The following is a 20,614-nucleotide window of genomic DNA, read 5'->3' on the forward strand; positions in this document are numbered from 1 at the left end:
GGCTCACTCTTGCGGCGCGGCCGCGAATTTATAGCCCATGCCCCACACCGTGAGGATGCGCTCGGGTTCCGCCGGGTTGCGCTCGATCTTGATGCGCAGCCGGTTGATATGGGTGTTGACGGTGTGCTCATACCCCTCGTGCTGATAGCCCCAAACCTGATTCAACAGGCTCAGGCGCGAGAACACCTGGCCCGGGTGGCGGGCGAAAAAGTACAGCAGGTCGAATTCGCGCGGCGTCAGCTCGACCGGCTGCTGGTGCAGGTGCACTTCGCGGGCGATGGGATCGATGGTCAGATCGTTGAAGCTGAGCACGCCGGCGTCCATGCGCAGGTTGCGGCTCATCGCTTCCTGGCGGCGAAAAAGCGCCTTGACCCGTGCCACCAGCTCCAGCATGGAGAAGGGCTTGGCCAGATAGTCGTCGGCGCCCAGTTCCAGCCCCAGCACGCGGTGCACCTCGCTGGAGCGCGCGCTGGTGATGATGATCGGCGTGTAGCGCGTCATGGTGCGCGCCCGGCGGCAAATTTCCAATCCGTCCACGCCCGGCAGCATCAGATCGAGGATGAGGGCGTCCCAGCCGCCCTGTTCCAGCATCGCCATGCCCTGGTTGCCGTCGGCGGCGTGGCTGATGGCGTAACCCTCGTCGCGCAGATGCAGTTGCAGCAGTTCGGCGATGTCGCCGTCGTCCTCGACGATCAAAATTCGTTTTGGCTTGTCCATTCTCATTACCGCTGATTGCCCGTTTCTCTCTGAAGTCTACACAACCCCCACCGGCGGAGTTATCACATTTTATTTAACTTTGCGTGAGGTCTTGGGGAACAAATCCGGGGAATACTCGGTTCATCGCCTCATTGGTCGCCAGGAGTTCGCATGAACCTCACTCTCACCCCGGAACAACGACAGACGGTGCATCCGCTGTGGCTGCGGTTGACGCACTGGCTGAATGCGCTGGCGATGCTGATCATGGTGACCAGCGGCTGGCGCATCTACAACGCCTCGCCGCTGTTCAACTTCAGCTTTCTCAATGAGCTGACGCTCGGCGGCTGGCTGGGCGGCGCGCTGCAGTGGCACTTCGCCGGCATGTGGCTGTTCGGCGTCAACGGGCTGTGCTACCTGCTGATCAACCTGGCCAGCGGGCGCTTCAAACGCAAATATTGGCCGCTCAGCCCACGGCAGTTTCTCGCCGATATAGGCGCCGCGCTGCGCGGCAGGCTGCAACACGCCGACCTGCGCCACTACAACATGGTGCAGCGCGTGGCCTATCTGTCGGTGATGATCCTCGGTGCGCTGAGCGCGCTGTCCGGGCTGGTGCTGTGGAAATCGGTGCAGTTTCCGCTGCTGCACACGCTGCTCGGCGGCTATGAGGCGGCGCGCTATATCCACTTTTTCGCCATGTCGGCGCTGGTGGCCTTCGTCGCGATTCACCTGGTGATGGTGGCGCTGGTGCCGCGCACGCTGCTGGCCATGCTGCGCGGACGTTAAGGAGTGAATAATGGAAAAGGATAAACAGATCATGACGATCGGTGAAGGGCAGGCGATCGTCAAAGAAGCGCAGCGGCTGTTGAGCGCGTCATCCCGCCGCCGCTTTCTGCGCAATGGCCTGACGCTGGGCGGCATCGCCATGCTCACCGGCTGCGATCTCAGCGACAACGCCAACGTCGAACAGGCGCTGAGCCGCATGTCGCGCTTCAACGATCGGGTGCAGGGCTGGCTGTTCGACGGCGAGCGCCTGGCGCCGGTCTACCCGGAATCGATGATCACCCGGCCGTTTCCGTTCAACGCTTTCTACGCCGAGGAGGACGCGCCGGACATCAACGGCGACGACTACCGGCTGGAGGTGGCGGGACTGGTGCAGGACAAACGCGCCTGGAGCCTGCCGCAGCTGCACCGGATGGCGCAGGTCAGCCAGGTGACGCGCCATATCTGTGTCGAGGGCTGGAGCGCCATCGGCAAGTGGGGCGGCGTGCCGTTCGCGACCTTCCTCAAGGCGATTGGCGCGGATCTGAGCGCCCGCTACGTCAGCTTCAAATGCGCCGACGACTACTACACCAGCATCGACATGGCCACCGCGCTGCATCCGCAGACGATTATCGCGCTGACTTATGACGGCCAGATCTTACCGCGCAAGTACGGCTACCCGATGAAGCTGCGCATGCCGACCAAGCTGGGCTACAAGAACCCGAAACACATTCAGGTGATCGAGGTCACCAACCGCTTCCCGGGCGGTTACTGGGAAGACCAGGGCTACAACTGGTTTGGCGGCAGCTGAGGCGGCCGCCGGCCATTCTCCGGCACTCCGGTGCCTTTGACATGACGGAAGGAAATACCATGAAAAAGTTATTCGCAATGATGATGTGCAGCGCGCTGATGCTGGGCGTGGCCGGCGCCAACGCCGCTGATGGCATGAGCAAAGACGCGATGAAAAAGGACGGCATGAGCCAGATGTCGCACGACGGCATGGCGAAAGATGGGATGAAGAAAGAGTGCATGGGCAAGGACTGCATGAAGAAAGACAAGATGGGCAAAGACGCCATGAAAAAGGATGGCATGGCGAAAGACGGTATGGCCAAAGACGGCATGAAGAAAGACGAAATGAAGAAGGACGCGATGGGGCACTAAGCCGCCGCACTCCGCGGCCGCAAGCGGGCGATCCGCGGCGGCCGCGGGCAACATAAGGAGAGAGGATGATGCTGGCGACATGGTTGCGGCGCTTTCAGCGCTCGAACGGGGACGTTATCTTTATGCGCGCGGCGCTGGTGGTGATCTTCGCCGCCTTCGGCTACGCCAAATGGTTTGATTACGAGGCGCAGGGGCTGGTGCCGCTGATCGGCAACAGCCCGCTGCTGAGCTGGATGCATCAGGCGTTCGGCATCCGCTGCGCCAGCTATGCGCTGGGCGTCGCCGAGTGGAGCTTCGGTTTGCTGCTGCTGGCGGGATTCTGGTCGCGGCGGCTGGGGTTGCTGGGGGCGATCGGTTCGACGGTGACCTACCTGACCACGCTGACGCTGATCTTTTCCACGCCGGGTGCCTGGGAGCCTTCCGCCGGCGGTTTTCCGGCCATGGCCGGCGCCACCAGCTTTTTGATCAAGGATCTGGTGTTGCTGGCCGGTTCCCTGGTGCTGCTGAAAGCCGATTTGCCGGCCGAGCAGGCATAAAAAAGGGCGTAGCCTGGCTACGCCCTCTGGTTATTGATCGACCGTCACATATCCGGGAAGGTCAGGGTGCCCCCCGGCGCTTCACGATGAATGTGCAGGAAGTTCAGGTGCTTCTCGTACTGGTCGAGGATATCGCCAATCACCTGTTCCTTGCTGTAGTCCATCAGGTCGTTGCCCTGGGTGCCTTCCATCAGGAAGGTTTCCAGCCGGTAGTAGTGCGACTTGCCGGAGCGGGCGCGGTAGGTGAAGCCCGGCACCGAGTAGCGCATCGGCCAGATCTGATAGATGAAGTTCTGTTCCTCGCCCAGGTGCACCAGCAGCTCCAGGTGGTTCAGGCGCTCGTCTTCGGTCGGCGGCACTTCGCTGAACTCCACTTTCGCGCCGCGCAGCTCCAGCTCGCGCGCCACGTCCTGCATCGCCGGGCGGCAGACTTTATCCAACATTTTCTGCGTGTACTGGGTGCCCGGGTAGTTCATCACCCGCGACAGGCGCTGTTTCCAGTTGAGCACGTCGTGGCTAGAGACCGGCACCGGCGCCAGGGTGCTGAGCGCGCTGGCCTTGCGGTAGTCTTCCACCCGCAGCGATTTATACAGCCCGGCCATCACGAAGAAGATCACGAAGCTGAACGGCAGGCCCATGATCACCGTGGTTTTCTGCAGCGCCGGCACGCCGTCGGTCATCAGCATGCCGATGGTCAGCAGGCCGATGGCCACCGACCAGAAAATCCGCAGCCAGTTCGGCGCATCATTATTGATGTCGGCCAGGCGCGAGGTGAAGTTGCCCAGCACCAGCGAGCCGGAGTCCGCCGAGGTGACGTAGAACAGCAGGCCGGTGATGGTGGCCACCGAGGCGCTGAAGGTGAAGCCGGGATATTGCGCCAGCAGGCTGTAGAAGCCGCGCTCCGGGAACTGCATCACTTCCTGCGCAAACTCGGCGTTGCCGTGAATGATCTGGTACAGCGCGCTGTTGCCGAAGATAGACAGCCACAGCAGGGTGAACACGAACGGAATGATCAGCGTGCCGACCACGAACTGGCGAATGGTGCGCCCGCGCGAGATGCGCGCCAGGAACAGGCCGACGAACGGCGACCACGCCACCCACCAGGCCCAGAAGAACAGCGTCCAGTTGTTCATCCACTCCACCGGCCGATCGAAGGCGAAGCTGTTGAGCGTCATGCCCATAAAGCGGTTGATGTAATCGCCGACGTTGAGCACCAGCGCATTGAGCAGGAACTCGGTGTCGCCGAAGAACAGCACGAACAGGATCAGGCCCAGCGCCAGCAGCACGTTCAGCTCGGACAGGATGCGGATGCCCTTGTTGACGCCCGAGGTGACCGAGATGGTGGCCATGATCACCGACAGCAGGATCAGCGAGCCCTGCACCGTCAGGTTTTCCGGGATCTCGAACAGCACCTTGAGGCCGTAGTTGAGCTGCACCACGCCGATGCCCAGCGTGGTGGCGATGCCGAAGATGGTGCCGAGCACCGCGGCGATGTCCACGCTGTGGCCGATCGGGCCATTGATGCGCTTACCGAAGATCGGGTACAGCGCCGAGCGGATGGTCAGCGGCAGATTGTAGCGATAGCTGAAGTAGCCGAGGGCGATGCCCATCAGCGCATACATCGACCAGCCGGTCAGGCCGTAGTGGAACAGCGTCCAGACCATCGCCTGGCGCGCGGCCTCCAGCGTTTGCGCGTCGCCTTCCGGCGGCATCATGTACTGGGTCACCGGCTCAGCGACCGAGAAGAACATCAGGTCGATGCCGATGCCGGCGGCGAACAGCATCGCCGCCCAGCTCATCAGGCTGAACTCCGGCTTGGACTGCTCCGGCCCGAGCTTGATCGAACCGAAGCGCGAGGCGGCGATAAACACCACGAACACGATGTACAGCGTCGCCGCCAGCAGGTAGTACCAACCGAAGGTGGTCGACACCCAATTCAGCGTGCGGGTGATCCACTGCCCGGAGAAGTCGGTGAAAAAGATGGTCATCAGCGAGAAGGCCAGGATCAGCCCCGCCGAGGTGAAGAAAACCACAGGGTTGAGGCGGTCCTGCTGCGGTTTGGAGGAGGTTTCGCGTGTTGTCATCGTCATCCTCTGAACTGAGTAAAATCGTGCCGCTCCGCATTTCGGGGCGCGTTGGCGCCGCCGGAAAACGGGCGAATGAAGGCGGCGGCCACCCCATCAGGAGGGCCTGAATGATACCGCTTTCGCCTGTTAATGAAGCACCGGCGCGCTTCGCGGCGGGAACCGCTTACAGCCACTGATTTTGGTCAGATTCGTTAATTACCTCACAAAAATCAGCCAGTTCCACAACCAGATAGTACAAATTTTTAACCAGGCGGCAATAAAATATATGCAATTTTTATTGAACGTTCAATCAAAAAAAAGTTTAATAGTCCCCATGATGACCTGAATCACGGGCGAAACGGCAGTGAAATTTGCCCGCTGAGATAAGGCCGAAGTCGGTTTTGTGAGAGTCGAAATATGCCAAAGGTAGGAATGCAGCCAATCAGAAGGCAGCAGTTGATTGATGCCACGCTCGCCGCGGTAAACGAAGTGGGAATGCATGACGCCACCATCGCGCAGATCGCGCGGCGGGCCGGCGTTTCCAACGGCATCATCAGCCATTATTTCAAGGACAAGAACGGCCTGCTGGAAGCCACGATGCGCTATCTGATCAGCCATCTGGGCGAGGCGGTGAAGCTGCGCTTGCAGGCGCTGACCGATAACAGCCCGGCGGCGCGGCTGCAGGCGATCGTCGCCGGCAACTTCGACGACAGCCAGATCAACAGCGCGGCGATGAAGACCTGGCTGGCCTTTTGGGCCAGCAGTCTGCACCAACCGCAGCTCAACCGGCTGCAGCAGGTGAACGGCCGCCGGCTCTATTCCAACCTGTGCGCCGAGTTTCGCCGCGTCATGCCGCAGCCGCAGGCGCGGTTGGCGGCCAAGGGGCTGGCGGCGCTGATCGACGGACTGTGGCTGCGCAGCGCGCTGCGCGGCTCGGCGTTCAATCAGGCGCAGGCGCTGGCGCTCACGACCGAATACATCACGTTCCAACTCCGGGGGCAGACGCCGCCCGGAGGATAACTCAAGGAGATCCTATGTCCCGTTTTGGCTTGCAGAAGCTCTATATTCATGGCGCCTATGTAGACAGCACCGCTGGAAAAACCTTCAACGCCATCAACCCGGCAAACGGCGAAGTTCTGGCGGAAGTCCAGGCCGCCGGCGCTGAAGACGTCGATCGTGCGGTGGCCAGCGCGGCCCGCGGGCAGAAGGTGTGGGCGGCGATGACGGCGATGGCGCGTTCGCGCATCCTGCGCCGCGCGGTGGATATTCTGCGCGAGCGCAACGATGAGCTGGCGGCGTTGGAAACGCTGGATACCGGCAAAGCGATGTCGGAAACCACCGCGGTGGACATCGTCACCGGCGCCGACGTGCTGGAGTATTACGCCGGCCTGATCCCGGCCATTGAAGGCGAACAGATCCCGCTGCGCGAAACCTCATTCGTCTACACCCGCCGCGAACCGCTGGGCGTGGTGGCTGGCATCGGCGCCTGGAACTACCCGATTCAAATCGCGCTGTGGAAGTCCGCGCCGGCGCTGGCGGCGGGCAACGCGATGATCTTCAAGCCGAGCGAAGTCACCTCGTTGACGGCACTGAAGCTGGCGGAAATTTACACCGAAGCCGGCCTGCCGGACGGCGTCTTCAACGTGGTGACCGGCAGCGGCGCGGAAGTGGGGCAGTACCTGACCGACCATCCGGGCATCGCCAAAGTCTCTTTCACCGGCGGGGTGAAAACCGGCAAGAAGGTGATGGCCAACGCGTCGGGGTCGACGCTGAAAGACGTCACCATGGAGCTGGGCGGCAAGTCGCCGCTGATTATCTTCGACGATGCCGATCTGGATCGCGCCGCCGATATCGCCATGATGGCCAACTTCTACAGCTCCGGCCAGGTGTGCACCAACGGCACCCGCGTCTTCGTGCCGGCGGGGCTGCAGGCGCAGTTTGAGGCGAAAATCCTCGAGCGCGTGAAGCGCATTCGCCTCGGCGATCCGACCGATCCGCAGACCAACTTCGGGCCGCTGGTCAGCTTCGCGCACATGGAATCGGTGCTGCGCTTTATCGAAAGCGGCAAGAACAGCGGCGCGCGCCTGCTGTGCGGCGGCGAACGCGTCACCCACGGCGAATTCGGCAAGGGCGCTTACGTGGCGCCGACGGTATTCAGCGACTGCCGCGACGACATGGAAATCGTGCGCGAGGAGATCTTCGGGCCGGTGATGAGCATTCTCAGCTACCAGAGCGAAGAGGAAGTGGTGCGCCGCGCCAATGACACCACCTTCGGCCTGGCCGCGGGCGTGGTGACCAACGATCTGGCGCGCGCGCACCGCGTGATCCACCAGCTGGAAGCCGGCATTTGCTGGATCAACACCTGGGGCGAGTCGGCGGCGGAAATGCCGGTCGGCGGCTACAAGCAGTCCGGCGTTGGCCGCGAGAACGGCCTGACTACGCTGGAACACTACACCCAGATCAAATCGGTGCAGGTTGAGCTGGGCGAATACGCCTCGGTATTTTAACTATCCCCGTCGTCTTTCGAGCCGCAGCCGCGTTGGCTGCGGCCGGCAATCTCTAGAGAGCCAAAATACACCGCCTGTTGCGGAGCCGCGCCTCGCGTTTTCGCATCGTGCAGGCCTATAAAAGTAAGGAGATAATGAATGGAATTTGACTACATCATTATCGGTGCCGGTTCCGCCGGCAACGTGTTAGCCACCCGATTGACCGAAGACGCCGACGTCAGCGTCTTGCTGCTGGAAGCCGGCGGCCCGGATTACCGGATGGATTTCCGTACCCAGATGCCGGCCGCGCTGGCGTTTCCGCTGCAGGGCCGCCGCTATAACTGGGCGTATGAGACCGATCCTGAGCCGCACATGAACAATCGCCGGATGGAATGCGGCCGCGGCAAAGGGCTGGGCGGTTCGTCCCTGATCAACGGTATGTGTTACATTCGCGGCAACGCGATGGACTTCGATAACTGGGCCAAGGCGCCGGGTCTGGAAGACTGGACCTATCTGGACTGCCTGCCGTATTTCCGCAAGGCGGAAACCCGCGATATCGGCCCGAACGACTATCACGGCGGCGAGGGCCCGGTGAGCGTCACCACGCCGAAAGCCGGTAACAACGAACTGTTCCACGCCATGGTGGAAGCCGGCGTGCAGGCGGGTTATCCGCGCACCGACGATCTGAACGGTTACCAGCAGGAAGGCTTCGGCCCGATGGATCGCACCGTGACGCCGAAAGGGCGCCGCGCCAGCACCGCCCGTGGCTATCTGGATCAGGCGCGTTCGCGGCCGAACCTGAAGATCGTCACCCATGCGCTGACCGACCACATTGTGTTCGACGGCAAGCGTGCGGTGGGCGTCAACTATTTGCAGGGCGACAGCAATCAGCTGACCCACGCCAAAGCGCGGCGCGAAGTGCTGCTGTGCGCCGGCGCCATCGCCTCGCCGCAGATCCTGCAGCGTTCGGGCGTCGGCCCGGCGGCGCTGCTGAACAGCCTGGATATCAAGGTGGTGCACGATCTGCCGGGCGTCGGGGAAAACCTGCAGGATCACCTGGAGATGTACCTGCAGTACGCCTGTAAGAAACCGGTGTCGCTGTACCCGGCGCTGCAATGGTTCAACCAGCCGAAGATCGGCGCGGAATGGCTGTTCAACGGTACCGGCGTTGGCGCCAGCAACCAGTTCGAGGCCGGCGGCTTCATCCGCAGCCGCGCAGAGTTCGCCTGGCCGAACATTCAGTATCACTTCCTGCCGGTGGCGATTAACTACAACGGCAGCAACGCGGTGAAAGAGCACGGCTTCCAGGCGCACGTCGGCTCGATGCGTTCGCCGAGCCGCGGCCGGGTGCAGGTGAAGTCGAAAGATCCGCGCCAGCACCCGAGCATTCTGTTCAACTACATGTCGACCGAACAGGATTGGCAGGAGTTCCGCGACGCTATTCGCATCACGCGCGAGATCATGGCGCAGCCGGCTTTGGACGAATACCGCGGCCGCGAGATAAGCCCGGGGCCGGAAGTGCAGACCGACGAGCAGCTGGACGCCTTCGTGCGCGAGCACGCCGAAACCGCCTTCCACCCGTCCTGCTCGTGCAAGATGGGCGAGGATGAGATGGCGGTGGTCGACGGCCAGGGCCGGGTGCACGGCATGGAAGGATTGCGGGTGGTGGATGCGTCAATCATGCCGCTGATCATCACCGGCAACCTGAACGCCACCACCATCATGATCGCCGAGAAGTTAGCCGATCGCATTCGCCAGCGCGCGCCGCTGCCGCGCAGCACCGCCGACTATTACGTCGCCGGCGATGCGCCGGTGCGCAAACAGTAACCGACACGCCCTCTCGCCGTTGAGGGGGAGGGCCGCCGTAGCAAGCAACCCCTCTCCATATGCTCTTCCCCAAGGCGAGGGGGCAACTCTCTTTATTCCTTATCCCATCATGCCGCCGGCAGCGAGATCGCCTGATCGAAACTGGTGGGCGTCGCCATGCGCCACATGCGGGCGTAGAACTCGCTTTTGATCTCCGGCTGCAGCAGCGCGCCCGGCTCCAGGTAGTAATAGATATCGGCGTACACCTTGATCTCGGTCGGCGTGATGCGGCGCAGCATATGGTGCGAGGTCAGCTGCTCCGGGCGGCTGACGCCGGCCGCCGCCAACATGTCCGCCAGCGCTTTCACCGTATTTTGATGGAAGTGGTAGACGCGTTCCGCCTTGTTCGGCACCACCAGCGCCTTTTGCCGCAGCGGATCTTGCGTCGCTACGCCGGTCGGGCAGTGGTTGGTGTGGCAGCTCTGCGACTGGATGCAGCCGACGGCGAACATAAAGCCGCGCGCCGAGTTCACCCAGTCGGCGCCGAGCACCAGCACGCTGGCGATGTCGAACGCGCTGATGATCTTGCCGCTGGCGCCTACCTTGATCTGGTCGCGCAGGCCGCAGCCTACCAGCGTGTTATGCACGAACAGCAGCCCTTCGCGCAGCGGCATGCCCATATAGTTGGAAAGCTCAAGCGGCGCGGCGCCGGTGCCGCCTTCCTTGCCGTCCACCACGATGAAATCCGGCAGGATGCGGGTGTGCAGCATCGCCTTGACGATGGCGACGAACTCCCACGGGTGGCCGATGCACAGCTTGAAACCGACCGGTTTGCCGCCTGACAGCTCGCGCAGCTGTTGGATGAAATGCATCATTTCCAGCGGGGTGGTGAAGGCGCTGTGCGACGCCGGCGAGATGCAATCGACCCCTTCCGGCACGCCGCGGGTGGCGGCGATTTCCGCATCCACCTTTTTCGCCGGCAGAATGCCGCCGTGGCCGGGTTTGGCGCCCTGGCTGAGCTTGATTTCAATCATTTTCACCTGCGGGCTTTGCGCCTGTTCGGCAAAGCGCCGCGGATCGAAATGGCCGTCGGCGGTGCGGCAGCCGAAATAGCCGCTGCCCAGCTCCCACACCAGATCGCCGTTGTTTTCGCGGTGATAGCGGCTGATGCTGCCCTCGCCGGTGTCGTGGTAGAAATTGCCCTTGGCCGCGCCGAGGTTGAGCGCGCGAATGGCGTTGGCGGAGAGCGCGCCGAAACTCATGGCAGAAATGTTGAAGATCGACGCGGAGTAGGGCTGGCGGCAGTCGGCGCCGCCGATGGTGATGCGGAAACTGGTCGGGTCGGCGGCTTCCACCGGCCGCATGGAGTGGCCGATGCACTCATAGCCGGTTTGGTAGACGTCCAGCAGGGTGCCGAACGGTTTGTCGCCCATCTCGTTTTTCGCCCGGCGATACACCAGCGTGCGCTGGGTGCGCGAAAACGGGATCTCTTCATTATCCTGCTCGAGGAAATACTGGCGCAGTTCCGGGCGGATGAACTCGAAGAAGAAGCGCATGCGGCCGATGATCGGGTAGTTGCGGCAGATGGCGTGGCGCTGCTGGGTGAGATCGTAGATACCCAACACCATCAGGCAACCGCAGGCCAGGGCCGGCAGCCAGAACCACGGATAGTTGTGCATCATGATCAAGAAAGCCAGGGTGAGCAAGATGCTCAGTACAAAGCAGGTATATCGGCTGAATAAGGACGACTTCATAACATCTCCTGATGTTTATTTTAATCCACACGACATGACTCACGGATAATCCGTGTGCGAATCGTAGCCAACAGGAGGAGATGTTGTGTGTCTGTTGCTGCTTTGTCGCCAGTTGTTACATTAATTTAACGTGGCGGCAGGGGAGACGGGTTGCCGCGCGGCGTACCGCGCAACAAGCCAGGATGTTTATTTGCCGGCGACGAAGATGGTGCTCATGCTGCGCAGCCGCAGCTTTTTCATCGCGCTGTATTTTTGCGAGAAGATGGTTTTTGGGTGCGTGCCGCGCTTTTCCGCAATGTGCAGCAGGCTGTCGCCGCGCAGCAGATTGAAGATCACGTCGCTTTCCGCCGGGCTGAGCTCGCGGGTTTTCTGCACTCTGATGCCGCCCGGCTCCTTGCTTTCCAGCAGCCGCTGGATTTTTTCCTGCAGCGAATAAAGCGGAATGCGGGTGGAGACCAACTCAACGGAAATCCCCAGGATCGACAGCAGTTTCACCACGCGCTCGTCGTCGTAGAACACCAACAGGCGCGTTTTGCTGTTGTACTGCTGGTGCAGGGACACCAGGCTTTCGATCACGTTAACGCTCTGCTCCAGGTTTTGCGAGGTGAAAATCAGCGCGATATCGTGCTTGGTGATCTTCTCTGCTTTGGCGCCGCCGTGCATGAAATCGGAAAACAGGCGGATATCGTACGCGCCGTAGTGTTTCTTCAGCAGCACCGACAGGCCAACATAGCTGTACTTACACTCACTAATCACAAGAACGTTGTTTTTAGACATAGGGCAAACACCAATACCGAGTTAAAAGTATTCAGCTGTAAGAAGCGAGTTCAAATCCTTGATGCTGGATTCCTTCCACAGCTTTCCCTGCAGTGCGTAATATGGCATTTCATCCAGCCATTTCTTGTGTTCGGGAGTTTCAACTCCTTCGATAATTACCTTGTAATGATTAAGGTAAAAGAAGCGCAGTAATGCGCGCATCAAGCCCTCGCCGCCGGACTTTTTCATGAAGTCCCAGAGCAGAAAACGGTCGAGCTTAACGAAGCGGAACTGGCTGTTGTACAACGCGGAAAAACCCGCATAGCCAGAACCAAAATCATCGAGCCAAAATGAATAACTATTCAATGACGGATCGCCGTGCACGCGATCTTTCACCAGCCGGGTTGAATTCTCGCTGATCTCGAAATGAATACAGCGCATGGCATTAATTCTTTCGGCAAAGTGAGTATTCGCCAGCGATTGCAGAGAATAATCGTCAACATTCAAAGTGGCTATCACTTGGTTTTCATGAAACCAGTGTTTGTATTTATCGATCAGATTGATCTGATCCATCAAAATCTCAATCCGGGTGGCGCTATCGGCGTGGCGAAAGAACTGTTCAGGAGAAAAATGAGCGTATTCGCTATTAAACGTAAAGCGAGACAGACATTCAACGGCCAGCAATTGTCCCGATTTCGCGAACATTGGCTGAAAAACATAATTAATGCCGTTATTTTTCTCTCTGAAAGAACCGCTCATTTCCCAATCCTTGGATTGATATTTAACTTGTTGATTTTAAATGATTAAAAAGAAAGTTACTCCAGGTTTATTGGTAAATTTCTTATTTAAAGCGCCAGAATGGCCGAAGCGTGTCGACAGACCATTTAACGCGTAATTCGTGCCAAAGTCCAAATGTCTCAATCTGTTACTAAATGTAAATATTCGGGATAATATGCTGATTTTCAGGCCTTAATGCAAAATCTTGAACTCTGTAGCTTTCCCAAACACAGATTATTCCTATTCATATGAATCGTCAACATCGATCGATAGGTATTCGTCGATAGTTTATTCCTATCAAGAGGGGTCTTATGAATGTTTTAAACGATTTAACATTAAGAATATGCTTAGTCTATATTTCGTCCGGCAATGAGTTCATCGAGGCAACGCTCCTTTTCAGCAAGGGAGTGCTATCGCTGAGTGTATGCTCAGTGGCGGCAATATATATAAGCCCGCCACTGAATCGATTATTTTATTGTTCTATGGAGCTGGAAATGAAAAAAGTATTATTGCCTTTGGCTGCCCTGGTATTGTCTGCAACTGCTTCCAACGCAATGGCAGCAAACGGCACTGTTAAATTCACCGGTGAAATCAAACAGTCTACCTGCCAGGTAACTAGCGATACTCAGAATAAAGAAGTTTACCTGGGTACTTACCCAACTTCTGCTTTCCCAACCGTGGGTTCTAAATCCGCTTCTAAAGCTTTCCAGATCTCTCTGGAAAAATGTGATGCCGGTGATTACAGCCTGCGTTTCGACGGTAACACCGTTGCCGGCAACCCAGACCTGCTGTCCGTAAGCAACGTTGGCGGCACCGGCGCTGCAGCTACCGGCGTGGGTATCGAAATCACCGATAACAACGGCAAGCCATTCGCTATCGGCGACGGTTCCAACATCAACGACGACGTAGCGAAAGTCACCATCGCTGCTGACGGTAAAGCGACCTTCAACCTGCAGGCTCGTTACCGTTCATTCGACAGCAACGTAACTGCTGGTCTGGCTAACGCTACCAGCCCGTTCACTATCGAATACAAATAATCGTCTTTCAGGACACACACGGCCAAGGATGGCCCGTAGAGGAAACCGATGAAAAAGTTCTTTGCTGCTCTGCTGATGCTGGGCACCTTTAACAGCTACGCCGGTATCCAGGTAGATGCCACTCGCGTGATCTATAAAGGCGACGACAAATCCGCCTCTCTGCCGATTCATAACGATGCTTCAGAAGCTTATATGGTGCAGACCTGGCTGGACACCGGTGACAGAAACCAAGTGCCGAAAAATCTGCCTGTCGTTGTCGTTCCACCGATTCTGAAATTGGACGCTGCTAAAACTGCAGTTCTGCGCTTTATCTATTCCGGTAATGGCTTACCTCAGGATAAAGAAACCCTGCTGTGGATTAACGTGCAGGAAATTCCACCGGCGCCGAAGCAGGAAAACGTGCTCCAGGTTGCGGTGCGTACCCGAATCAAACTTTTTTACCGGCCGGTGGCGTTGAAAACGACGCTGGACGAGCAAGTACAAAACTTGCGTTGGCAGCGTGAAGGTTCACGTCTGCAAGTGATTAACGATGGCCCGCTGCATATTACCTTTGGGGCACTGCATTTGAAAAACAGCGCGGGCAAGACCGTGGATGTGGACGCCAACATGGTGAGCCCGAAAGATCGCTTATCGATCAGCATCCCGGCGGGCGTTAGCGTCGGCAACAAGATTGCTTTCAGTTATATCAACGATTTTGGCGGTAGAACGGAAGTCAAGGACGTTCCAGTACAATAAGAGAGACAGGGAATGGCAAATCAACGAAAAGTAGCAGGCGGAACGACGCGGCTGACACAGCTGATCCGAATTGCAATCATTGCCGCCAGTGCGCCGATGTTCTGGAGTGAAGCGGCGCTGGCAGAGTTTAACATGTCGTTTATTCACGGCGATGAAAACCTGAGCAATGCGGAAGCGGTCGCTCAGGGCGATGCTTTGCAACCGGGCGTTTACCCATTCGACATCTACGTCAACCTGACTCAGGTCGATCATAAGGATGTTACTTTTCGTCAGGTTAAAGGCCAGACCGCGTCTCAACCCTGCCTGAAAGTTGAAGACCTGCGCAACTACGGCATCAAACTGCCGGAAACGCTGCAGGCCGGCAGCTGCGTTGATCTGCCTGCGTTGGTTAAAGACGCCACCGTCAGCTATGACGCGGCGGTGCAGCAGATCAACATTTCCGTGCCTCAGACCATGATGGATCTGAGCGCTATCGGCGCGATCCCGCCAAGCATGTACGATGAAGGCATCAACGCGCTGTTCGCCAACTATAACTTCAACTACAACAAGAACAGCTATCGCAAAGATGACGCTGACGACAGCGAGTACATGTTCCTCGCGTTGAACAGCGGCCTTAACCTGGGCAGATGGCGCCTGCGCAACAACTCCACCTGGGACAAACAGAGCGGCAGCAGCAGCAACTGGACCAATGTCTCTTCCTGGGCCGAGACCGACATCGTGCCATGGCGCAGCCGTTTGGTGATGGGGCAGGCGAGCACCAACAACAGCGTGTTCAACAGCTTCCAGTTCCGCGGGGTACAACTCTCCAGCGTTGACGACATGCTGCCGGACAGCCTGCGCGGTTATGCGCCGGTGGTGCGCGGCGTGGCGGCGACCAACGCCCGCGTCGAGATTCGCCAGAACGGTTACGTCATTTACAGCACCAACGTTGCGCCGGGTCCTTTCGAGATCCACGACGTCTATCCGCATACCAACAACGGTGACCTGCAGGTCACCGTCAACGAGGCCGACGGTTCGCATAAAACGTTCAGCGTCGCCTACTCTTCCGTGGCCAACATGCTGCGCGAAGGCATTTGGAACTTCCAACTGACCGCCGGTAAATACCATAACGGTAACGGTGGCTATCAGCCGAAGCTGATTCAGGGTACTGCGGCATACGGCATGAACTATGGCCTGACGCCGTTCGGCGGCGCCATCATTGCCGAGCACTACCGTTCCGCTGCCGTGGGTATCGGTAAGAGCCTGGGATCGTGGGGTGCCATCTCCGTGGACGGTTCGATCTCCGATACCGAGCTGGCGAACGGCGATCGCAAGCAGGGGCAGAGCTTCCGTTTCCTGTACTCCAAATCGCTCAACCAGATGGGCACCAACTTCCAGTTGGCGGGCTATCGCTATGCGACTTCCGGTTACTATGATCTCAGCGATGCGGTCCAGGAGCGCAACAGCTGGCGCAACGGCATTTATGCCAATGATTACTGGGATCCGAACGATCTGCAGCCGGGCCAGCCTTCCTGGAGCAACAACCAGAAACGCACCCGATACACCGCGCGCTACGGCAACAAGCGCGAACGCGTCGAGCTGTCGCTCAGCCAGCAGCTGTGGGCGGGGGCCAGCCTGTACGCCAACGTGAGCCATCAGAACTACTGGGGCGTATCCGGTAACGATCGTACGATTCAGCTGGGTTACAACGACGGCTTCAAGCGCATTTCCTACGGCGTTTATCTACAGGATACGCGCGGCCAGTACGGCTATTCCGATCGCAGCGTGAACTTCACGATGTCGATCCCGTTGGATTGGGGCCAGAGCAACAATTCGACCACTGCCAACTTCAGCGCGGCGCACAGCAAACAGAGCGGCGACAGCTACTCGACCGGCATCAGCGGCACCATGCTGGACGACCGTCGCATGAACTATTCGGTTTCCACCGGGCATACGCAGTCCTCCGGTCAGAGCAGCAACCTGAACCTGGGCTACAGCAGCAGCATCGGTAACATCGACGGTAGCTATGCCTACAGCTCGAAATACCGTCAGGAAGGGGTGGGCCTCTCCGGCGGCCTGCTGGTGCACTCCGGCGGCGCGACGCTGACGCAGCCGTTGCAGAACACTATCTTGCTGGTGGAAGCGAAAGACGCCAAAGGCGTGCGTCTGGAAAACCAGCCGGGCGTGACCATCGATCGCTTCGGTTATGCGGTTGTGCCGTCGGCCAACCCGTACCGCTACAACTATGTGGCGCTGCGCACCGAAGATTTCGGCCCGGGCCTGGATGTGCCGGTGGCCAGTAAACAAGTAGTACCGACCGAGAAATCGGTGGTGAAGGTGAGCTTCGATACCTTCAAGGGCGTCAGCCTGCTGATTCACGCTCGTCTGGGTGACAACGGTTATCCGGCCATCGGCGCCGGCGTGTTCAACGAGTCCGGCCGCAACAGCGGCACCGTGGGCCTGGAAGGCGCAACCTATGTTTCCGGCGTGAAAGCGGGTGAGAAACTGACGATCAAATGGGGGCCGAAAGCCGACCAGCAATGCGTACTGCCGATCCCGGCGGACGTGGGCGACAAACAAGCGGCCATGGGATATCAGGAACTGACCCTGCAATGCCAAAAACTGTAAGGTACACCATGAACTTGAGCAAATTAGCACGTAACACACTTCTGTCAGTGGTGGGGCTGGCGGGGTTGGCGATGGCGCAACAGGCGGCGGCGATGCAGTGCCGTTTCGGCAACTCGACCGGCAGTAGCAGGCCAACCGGCAGCGTGACGCAGGATATCGACGTCGGCCGCCCGATCGTGTTGGCTGCCAGCGACTTTGTTAAAGGTAACCTGATTTGGCGTTCGCAGAACTTTACCTCCACCTTTACCTGCTGGGATACCGACAACTACCCGCGTGGAGAGAACGCTTACATCTATTGGAACCCGCAGAACTCGTTCGGCGCACTGGATAAGTCGTTGGAGATTGGGGTGTCGATCAACGGGCGTGATTATGATGCGATCAACCTGAAGCAAAGTTCCAACCGGCCGACGGGCCCTGATTTGGGGCCGGGTACCAAACCGGGCAGTAATAGAAGGAAAGCCGATCCTCAGGCGGTGACCGCCACTTATTCGGTGTATATCAAAGCCACCGGGGTGAAACCGCCGGCGGGTAACTTCCCGCCGTTGGCGCGCGCGTCGCTGTTCCAAATCGATGGTGAGTTGGGCCTTAACGCCACCAAAGACAGCAACTTTAACGCCTATATCAAAGGTTTGGACAAGATCCGCGTGATCCAGTGCAATCCGCAGATCACCGTGTTGGCCAACAACGGTGCCAGCGTCGATTTCGGTGTGTTGACGACGTCCAGCGCCAAAACCGGCACTATCGCCAAGCAGGTGCCGTTCGATATCAAGGCGACCTTGAGCGGCGGCGAGTGTGCCGGCCAGTCTCTGCAGGCCAGTTTCAGCAGCACCAACGCCGATCCGTCAGATAATACGCAGATCCTACCGACCACCAAACCGGGCGTGGCGATCTTCCTGACTCAGCAACGCGACACCAACAAAACGCCGATCCCACTGCAAACCAACGTGGATTTCGGCGGCGTGCTGCAGGATAAGCAGAACGAAGTGAAAGAGACCTTTATCGCGAACCTGAAGTGGTTGACCAATACGCCGAAGACCGGGGTGTTCAACGCCACCGCCAACGTTGACGTCACCTTCAAATAATCCGGTGTCGCTTCAATTAAAAAGGGTTCAGTTCGCGATGAACTGAACCCTTTTTACGTGTTATGCCGCGTTTATCAGCGCAGCCCCATCCAGGTGGTGCAAACGCCTTCCGGCGGTTTGCCAGCGTACCAGCGGGGCAGCGTAGGAGCATCGTGGCGTGGCTCAGCCTCCACCGGCTGCGCCGGCCATTCCGCCACGTCCCAGCGGGTGGTGCGGCGATACACCGCCGGGGTTTTGCCGAACTGTTTCTTGAAGGCGCGTGAGAACGAAGGCTGAGAATCGAAATGGTATTGCAGGGCGATATCCAGGATCGGGCGCGGGGTGGAGCGCAGCGCCTGCGCCGCCTGCGACAGGCGCCGCTCGCGGATATAGCTGCCGAGCGCGTGGCCGGTGGTGCTGCGGAACATGCGCTGCAGGTGCCATTTGGAGTAGCCCGACTTGGCGGCGACGTTATCCAGCAGCAGCGGCTGGTCCAGATGAGTTTCAATCCAGTCTAGTAAATCGTGAATGATATTGACGCGATCCATGGTTTTAGTTCTCCCGCAAAAACGACATTCAGGTCACAGTGACTTAGCTTAATTATCCAAGAATATACTTTGATAATAGGCGCGAGTGCGCCGTTACGCAAGGGTAAACCGGGGGGAAAAAGGTGACCAAAAATGCTCTTTGAATCGCAGGGGGATAAAAGAAAGGCCGCATAAAGCGGCCTTTCCAGCAGGAAACGAGTGGAAAATCAGTTGGTTTCCGGTTTCACTTCAATGTAGTTCAGACCCAGCACGCTGCTGGTGTAGCCGCGGATCTTGTTGGTCATCTCGATATCGCCGTTCAGCTTGTGGCCGTAAGAAGGGATGATCTCTTTCAGTTTGCTCTGCCATTCCGGCGTCGCCACTTTGTCTTTGAACACGGTTTCCATCAGGTGCAGCATGATTGGCGCAGCGGTGGAAGCGCCCGGTGACGCGCCCAGCAGAGCGGCGATGCTGCCGTCTTCAGAGCTGACGACTTCGGTGCCGAACTGCAGCACGCCGCCTTTATCCGCGTCTTTCTTGATGATCTGCACGCGCTGGCCTGCGGTCCACAGCTTCCAATCTTCCTGCTTGGCGTCCGGGAAGTACTCTTTCAGCGCGGCGAAGCGATCGTCGTCGTTCATCATCAGCTGGCCGACCAGGTATTTCACCAGATCGAAGTTATCCAGACCGACGTGGGTCATCGGCATCAGGTTCGAGGTGCTCAGCGAGTGCAGCAGATCGAACAGCGAACCGTTCTTCAGGAACTTGCTGGAGAAGGTGGCGAATGGCCCGAACAGCAGCACGCGCTTGCCGTCCAGCATGCGGGTATCCAGGTGCGGCACGGACATCGGCGGCGAACCTACGCTGGCCAGGCCATACACTTTGGCCAGGTGCTGGTTGGCGATCGCCGGGTTGGTGGTGACCAGGAACTGGCCGCCGACCGGGAAGCCGCCGTAGCCGTCGGCTTCAGGGATGCCGGATTTCTGCAGCAGGGTCAGGGAGGCGCCGCCTGCGCCGATGAACACGAACTTGGCGTTAACGGTGGTTTCTTTACCGTCGCGGTTCAGATCGGCAACGGTCACGCTCCAGGTCTGATCGGCGTTGCGCTTGATGTCGCGCACTTCGTGGCTCAGGTTCAGCTTGAACTTGTCGCTGGTGCTCAGCGCGTCAACCAGCTGATGGGTGATCACGCCGAAGTTGACGTCGGTACCCAGCGGCATGCGGGTCGCGGCGATTTTCTGCGCCGGATCGCGGCCGTTCATCACCAGCGGCGCCCACTGTTTGATTTGCGCAGGATCTTCGGAGTATTCCATGCCGCGGAACAGGGTGCTGTGCTGCAGCGCCGCGTAGCGTTTACGCAGGAAGTTGACGTTGTCGTCGCCCCACACGAAGCTCATGTGCGGCACGCTGTTAATGAAGGATTTCGGATCTTTCAGGACATTATTTTTCACCTGATAAGACCAGAACTGGCGAGAGATTTCGAAAGACTCATTGACCTTCACCGCCTTGCTGATGTCGATGGTGCCATCGGCTTTTTCCGGCGTGTAGTTCATTTCGCTGAAGGCGGAGTGGCCGGTGCCGGCGTTGTTCCAGCCGTTGGAGCTCTCTTCCGCCACGCCGTTCATGCGCTCGTACATGTCGATGGTCCAGGTCGGCTCCAGCTCATGCAGATAGGTGCCCAAGGTGGCGCTCATGATGCCGCCGCCGATCAACACCACGTCGACGGTTTTATTCTTCTCTTCAGCCGCCGCCTGCTGCGTAACGCTAAACAGGCTGAGACTGAAAATCAGGACGAGTAATTTTCTCATTGAATTAAATCTCTTGTGTGTAAATTCTACTCATTGCAGGTG

Annotated in this window: 18 protein-coding genes; 11 read left to right on the top strand and 7 right to left on the bottom strand. The window is 58.7% G+C overall.

Annotation, left to right across the window (positions count from 1 at the left end; all coding sequences use genetic code 11):
* Positions 1 to 3 precede the first annotated feature (3 nt).
* A complete protein-coding gene (locus tag ACK3CV_RS08005) occupies positions 4 to 717 on the bottom strand; it encodes a response regulator transcription factor (RefSeq protein ID WP_033637678.1) in 714 nt (237 codons plus the stop codon).
* Positions 718 to 867: 150 nt separating this feature from the next.
* On the opposite strand from ACK3CV_RS08005, the gene ACK3CV_RS08010 reads away from it, so the two are divergent.
* The 4 genes from ACK3CV_RS08010 to ACK3CV_RS08025 all read left to right on the top strand — a co-directional run bounded on the left by ACK3CV_RS08010 (position 868) and on the right by ACK3CV_RS08025 (position 3,152).
* The gene (locus tag ACK3CV_RS08010; RefSeq protein ID WP_164140718.1) at positions 868 to 1,479 is read left to right on the top strand and encodes a cytochrome b/b6 domain-containing protein; all 612 of its coding nucleotides are present in this window, start codon (positions 868 to 870) and stop codon (positions 1,477 to 1,479) included.
* A gap of 10 nt (positions 1,480 to 1,489) precedes the next feature.
* Positions 1,490 to 2,266, top strand: coding sequence for a molybdopterin-dependent oxidoreductase (locus ACK3CV_RS08015; protein ID WP_164140720.1), 777 nt, complete (start codon positions 1,490 to 1,492; stop codon positions 2,264 to 2,266).
* 59 nt (positions 2,267 to 2,325) lie between these two features.
* Entirely contained in the window at positions 2,326 to 2,616 is a 291-nt protein-coding gene (locus ACK3CV_RS08020; protein ID WP_033637682.1) for a pentapeptide MXKDX repeat protein, read from the top strand.
* Between the two features lie 68 nt (positions 2,617 to 2,684).
* Positions 2,685 to 3,152 (top strand): YkgB family protein, encoded by a 468-nt coding sequence (locus ACK3CV_RS08025; protein WP_489009823.1) that lies wholly within the window; start codon positions 2,685 to 2,687, stop codon positions 3,150 to 3,152.
* Between the two features lie 44 nt (positions 3,153 to 3,196).
* On the opposite strand, the gene ACK3CV_RS08030 is transcribed toward ACK3CV_RS08025, so the two are convergent.
* Positions 3,197 to 5,236, bottom strand: coding sequence for a choline transporter (locus ACK3CV_RS08030; protein WP_033653535.1), 2,040 nt, complete (start codon positions 5,234 to 5,236; stop codon positions 3,197 to 3,199).
* A 399-nt stretch (positions 5,237 to 5,635) separates the two neighbouring features.
* On the opposite strand from ACK3CV_RS08030, the gene betI reads away from it, so the two are divergent.
* The 3 genes from betI (at position 5,636) to betA (ending at position 9,531) form a co-directional block, all read left to right on the top strand.
* Complete coding sequence (gene betI, locus ACK3CV_RS08035) at positions 5,636 to 6,238, top strand: transcriptional regulator BetI (protein ID WP_004939107.1); 603 nt, start codon at positions 5,636 to 5,638, stop codon at positions 6,236 to 6,238.
* Between the two features lie 14 nt (positions 6,239 to 6,252).
* Entirely contained in the window at positions 6,253 to 7,725 is a 1,473-nt protein-coding gene (betB, locus tag ACK3CV_RS08040) for a betaine-aldehyde dehydrogenase (protein ID WP_164140724.1), read from the top strand.
* Between the two features lie 138 nt (positions 7,726 to 7,863).
* The gene (gene betA, locus ACK3CV_RS08045) at positions 7,864 to 9,531 is read left to right on the top strand and encodes a choline dehydrogenase (protein ID WP_033646828.1); all 1,668 of its coding nucleotides are present in this window, start codon (positions 7,864 to 7,866) and stop codon (positions 9,529 to 9,531) included.
* Between the two features lie 107 nt (positions 9,532 to 9,638).
* On the opposite strand, the gene ACK3CV_RS08050 is transcribed toward betA, so the two are convergent.
* The 3 genes from ACK3CV_RS08050 to ACK3CV_RS08060 form a co-directional block, all read right to left on the bottom strand.
* The gene (locus tag ACK3CV_RS08050) at positions 9,639 to 11,264 is read right to left on the bottom strand and encodes an FMN-binding glutamate synthase family protein (protein WP_048321382.1); all 1,626 of its coding nucleotides are present in this window, start codon (positions 11,262 to 11,264) and stop codon (positions 9,639 to 9,641) included.
* 186 nt (positions 11,265 to 11,450) lie between these two features.
* On the bottom strand, positions 11,451 to 12,041 hold the full coding sequence (locus ACK3CV_RS08055) for a LuxR family transcriptional regulator (protein WP_004939094.1): 591 nt from the start codon (positions 12,039 to 12,041) through the stop codon (positions 11,451 to 11,453).
* A gap of 21 nt (positions 12,042 to 12,062) precedes the next feature.
* Complete coding sequence (locus ACK3CV_RS08060; RefSeq protein WP_033637688.1) at positions 12,063 to 12,779, bottom strand: EAL domain-containing protein; 717 nt, start codon at positions 12,777 to 12,779, stop codon at positions 12,063 to 12,065.
* A 512-nt stretch (positions 12,780 to 13,291) separates the two neighbouring features.
* Between ACK3CV_RS08060 and ACK3CV_RS08065 the strand changes: the two genes are divergently transcribed.
* From ACK3CV_RS08065 to ACK3CV_RS08080, 4 genes are read left to right on the top strand one after another with little or no spacing between them, the layout of a single operon-like run.
* Positions 13,292 to 13,834 carry a fimbrial protein gene (locus tag ACK3CV_RS08065; RefSeq protein ID WP_033647475.1) on the top strand — a complete coding sequence of 181 codons (543 nt, stop codon included), beginning with the start codon at positions 13,292 to 13,294 and terminating at the stop codon, positions 13,832 to 13,834.
* A 48-nt stretch (positions 13,835 to 13,882) separates the two neighbouring features.
* Positions 13,883 to 14,569 carry a fimbrial biogenesis chaperone gene (locus tag ACK3CV_RS08070; protein ID WP_033646826.1) on the top strand — a complete coding sequence of 229 codons (687 nt, stop codon included), beginning with the start codon at positions 13,883 to 13,885 and terminating at the stop codon, positions 14,567 to 14,569.
* A 12-nt stretch (positions 14,570 to 14,581) separates the two neighbouring features.
* Positions 14,582 to 17,176 (top strand): fimbria/pilus outer membrane usher protein, encoded by a 2,595-nt coding sequence (locus ACK3CV_RS08075; RefSeq protein ID WP_033646825.1) that lies wholly within the window; start codon positions 14,582 to 14,584, stop codon positions 17,174 to 17,176.
* Between the two features lie 14 nt (positions 17,177 to 17,190).
* Positions 17,191 to 18,258, top strand: a complete 1,068-nt coding sequence (locus ACK3CV_RS08080) for a fimbrial protein (protein ID WP_033647471.1) — start codon at positions 17,191 to 17,193, stop codon at positions 18,256 to 18,258.
* Between the two features lie 74 nt (positions 18,259 to 18,332).
* Here the strand turns inward: ACK3CV_RS08080 and ACK3CV_RS08085 are convergent, their stop codons facing one another.
* Both ACK3CV_RS08085 and ACK3CV_RS08090 read right to left on the bottom strand, forming a co-directional pair.
* Positions 18,333 to 18,785 carry a helix-turn-helix domain-containing protein gene (locus ACK3CV_RS08085; RefSeq protein WP_033637692.1) on the bottom strand — a complete coding sequence of 151 codons (453 nt, stop codon included), beginning with the start codon at positions 18,783 to 18,785 and terminating at the stop codon, positions 18,333 to 18,335.
* A 206-nt stretch (positions 18,786 to 18,991) separates the two neighbouring features.
* Positions 18,992 to 20,572 carry a malate:quinone oxidoreductase gene (locus ACK3CV_RS08090; protein WP_033637693.1) on the bottom strand — a complete coding sequence of 527 codons (1,581 nt, stop codon included), beginning with the start codon at positions 20,570 to 20,572 and terminating at the stop codon, positions 18,992 to 18,994.
* Between the last annotated feature and the right edge of the window lie 42 nt (positions 20,573 to 20,614).

It is taken from the genome of Serratia sp. TSO36, assembly GCF_057808395.1.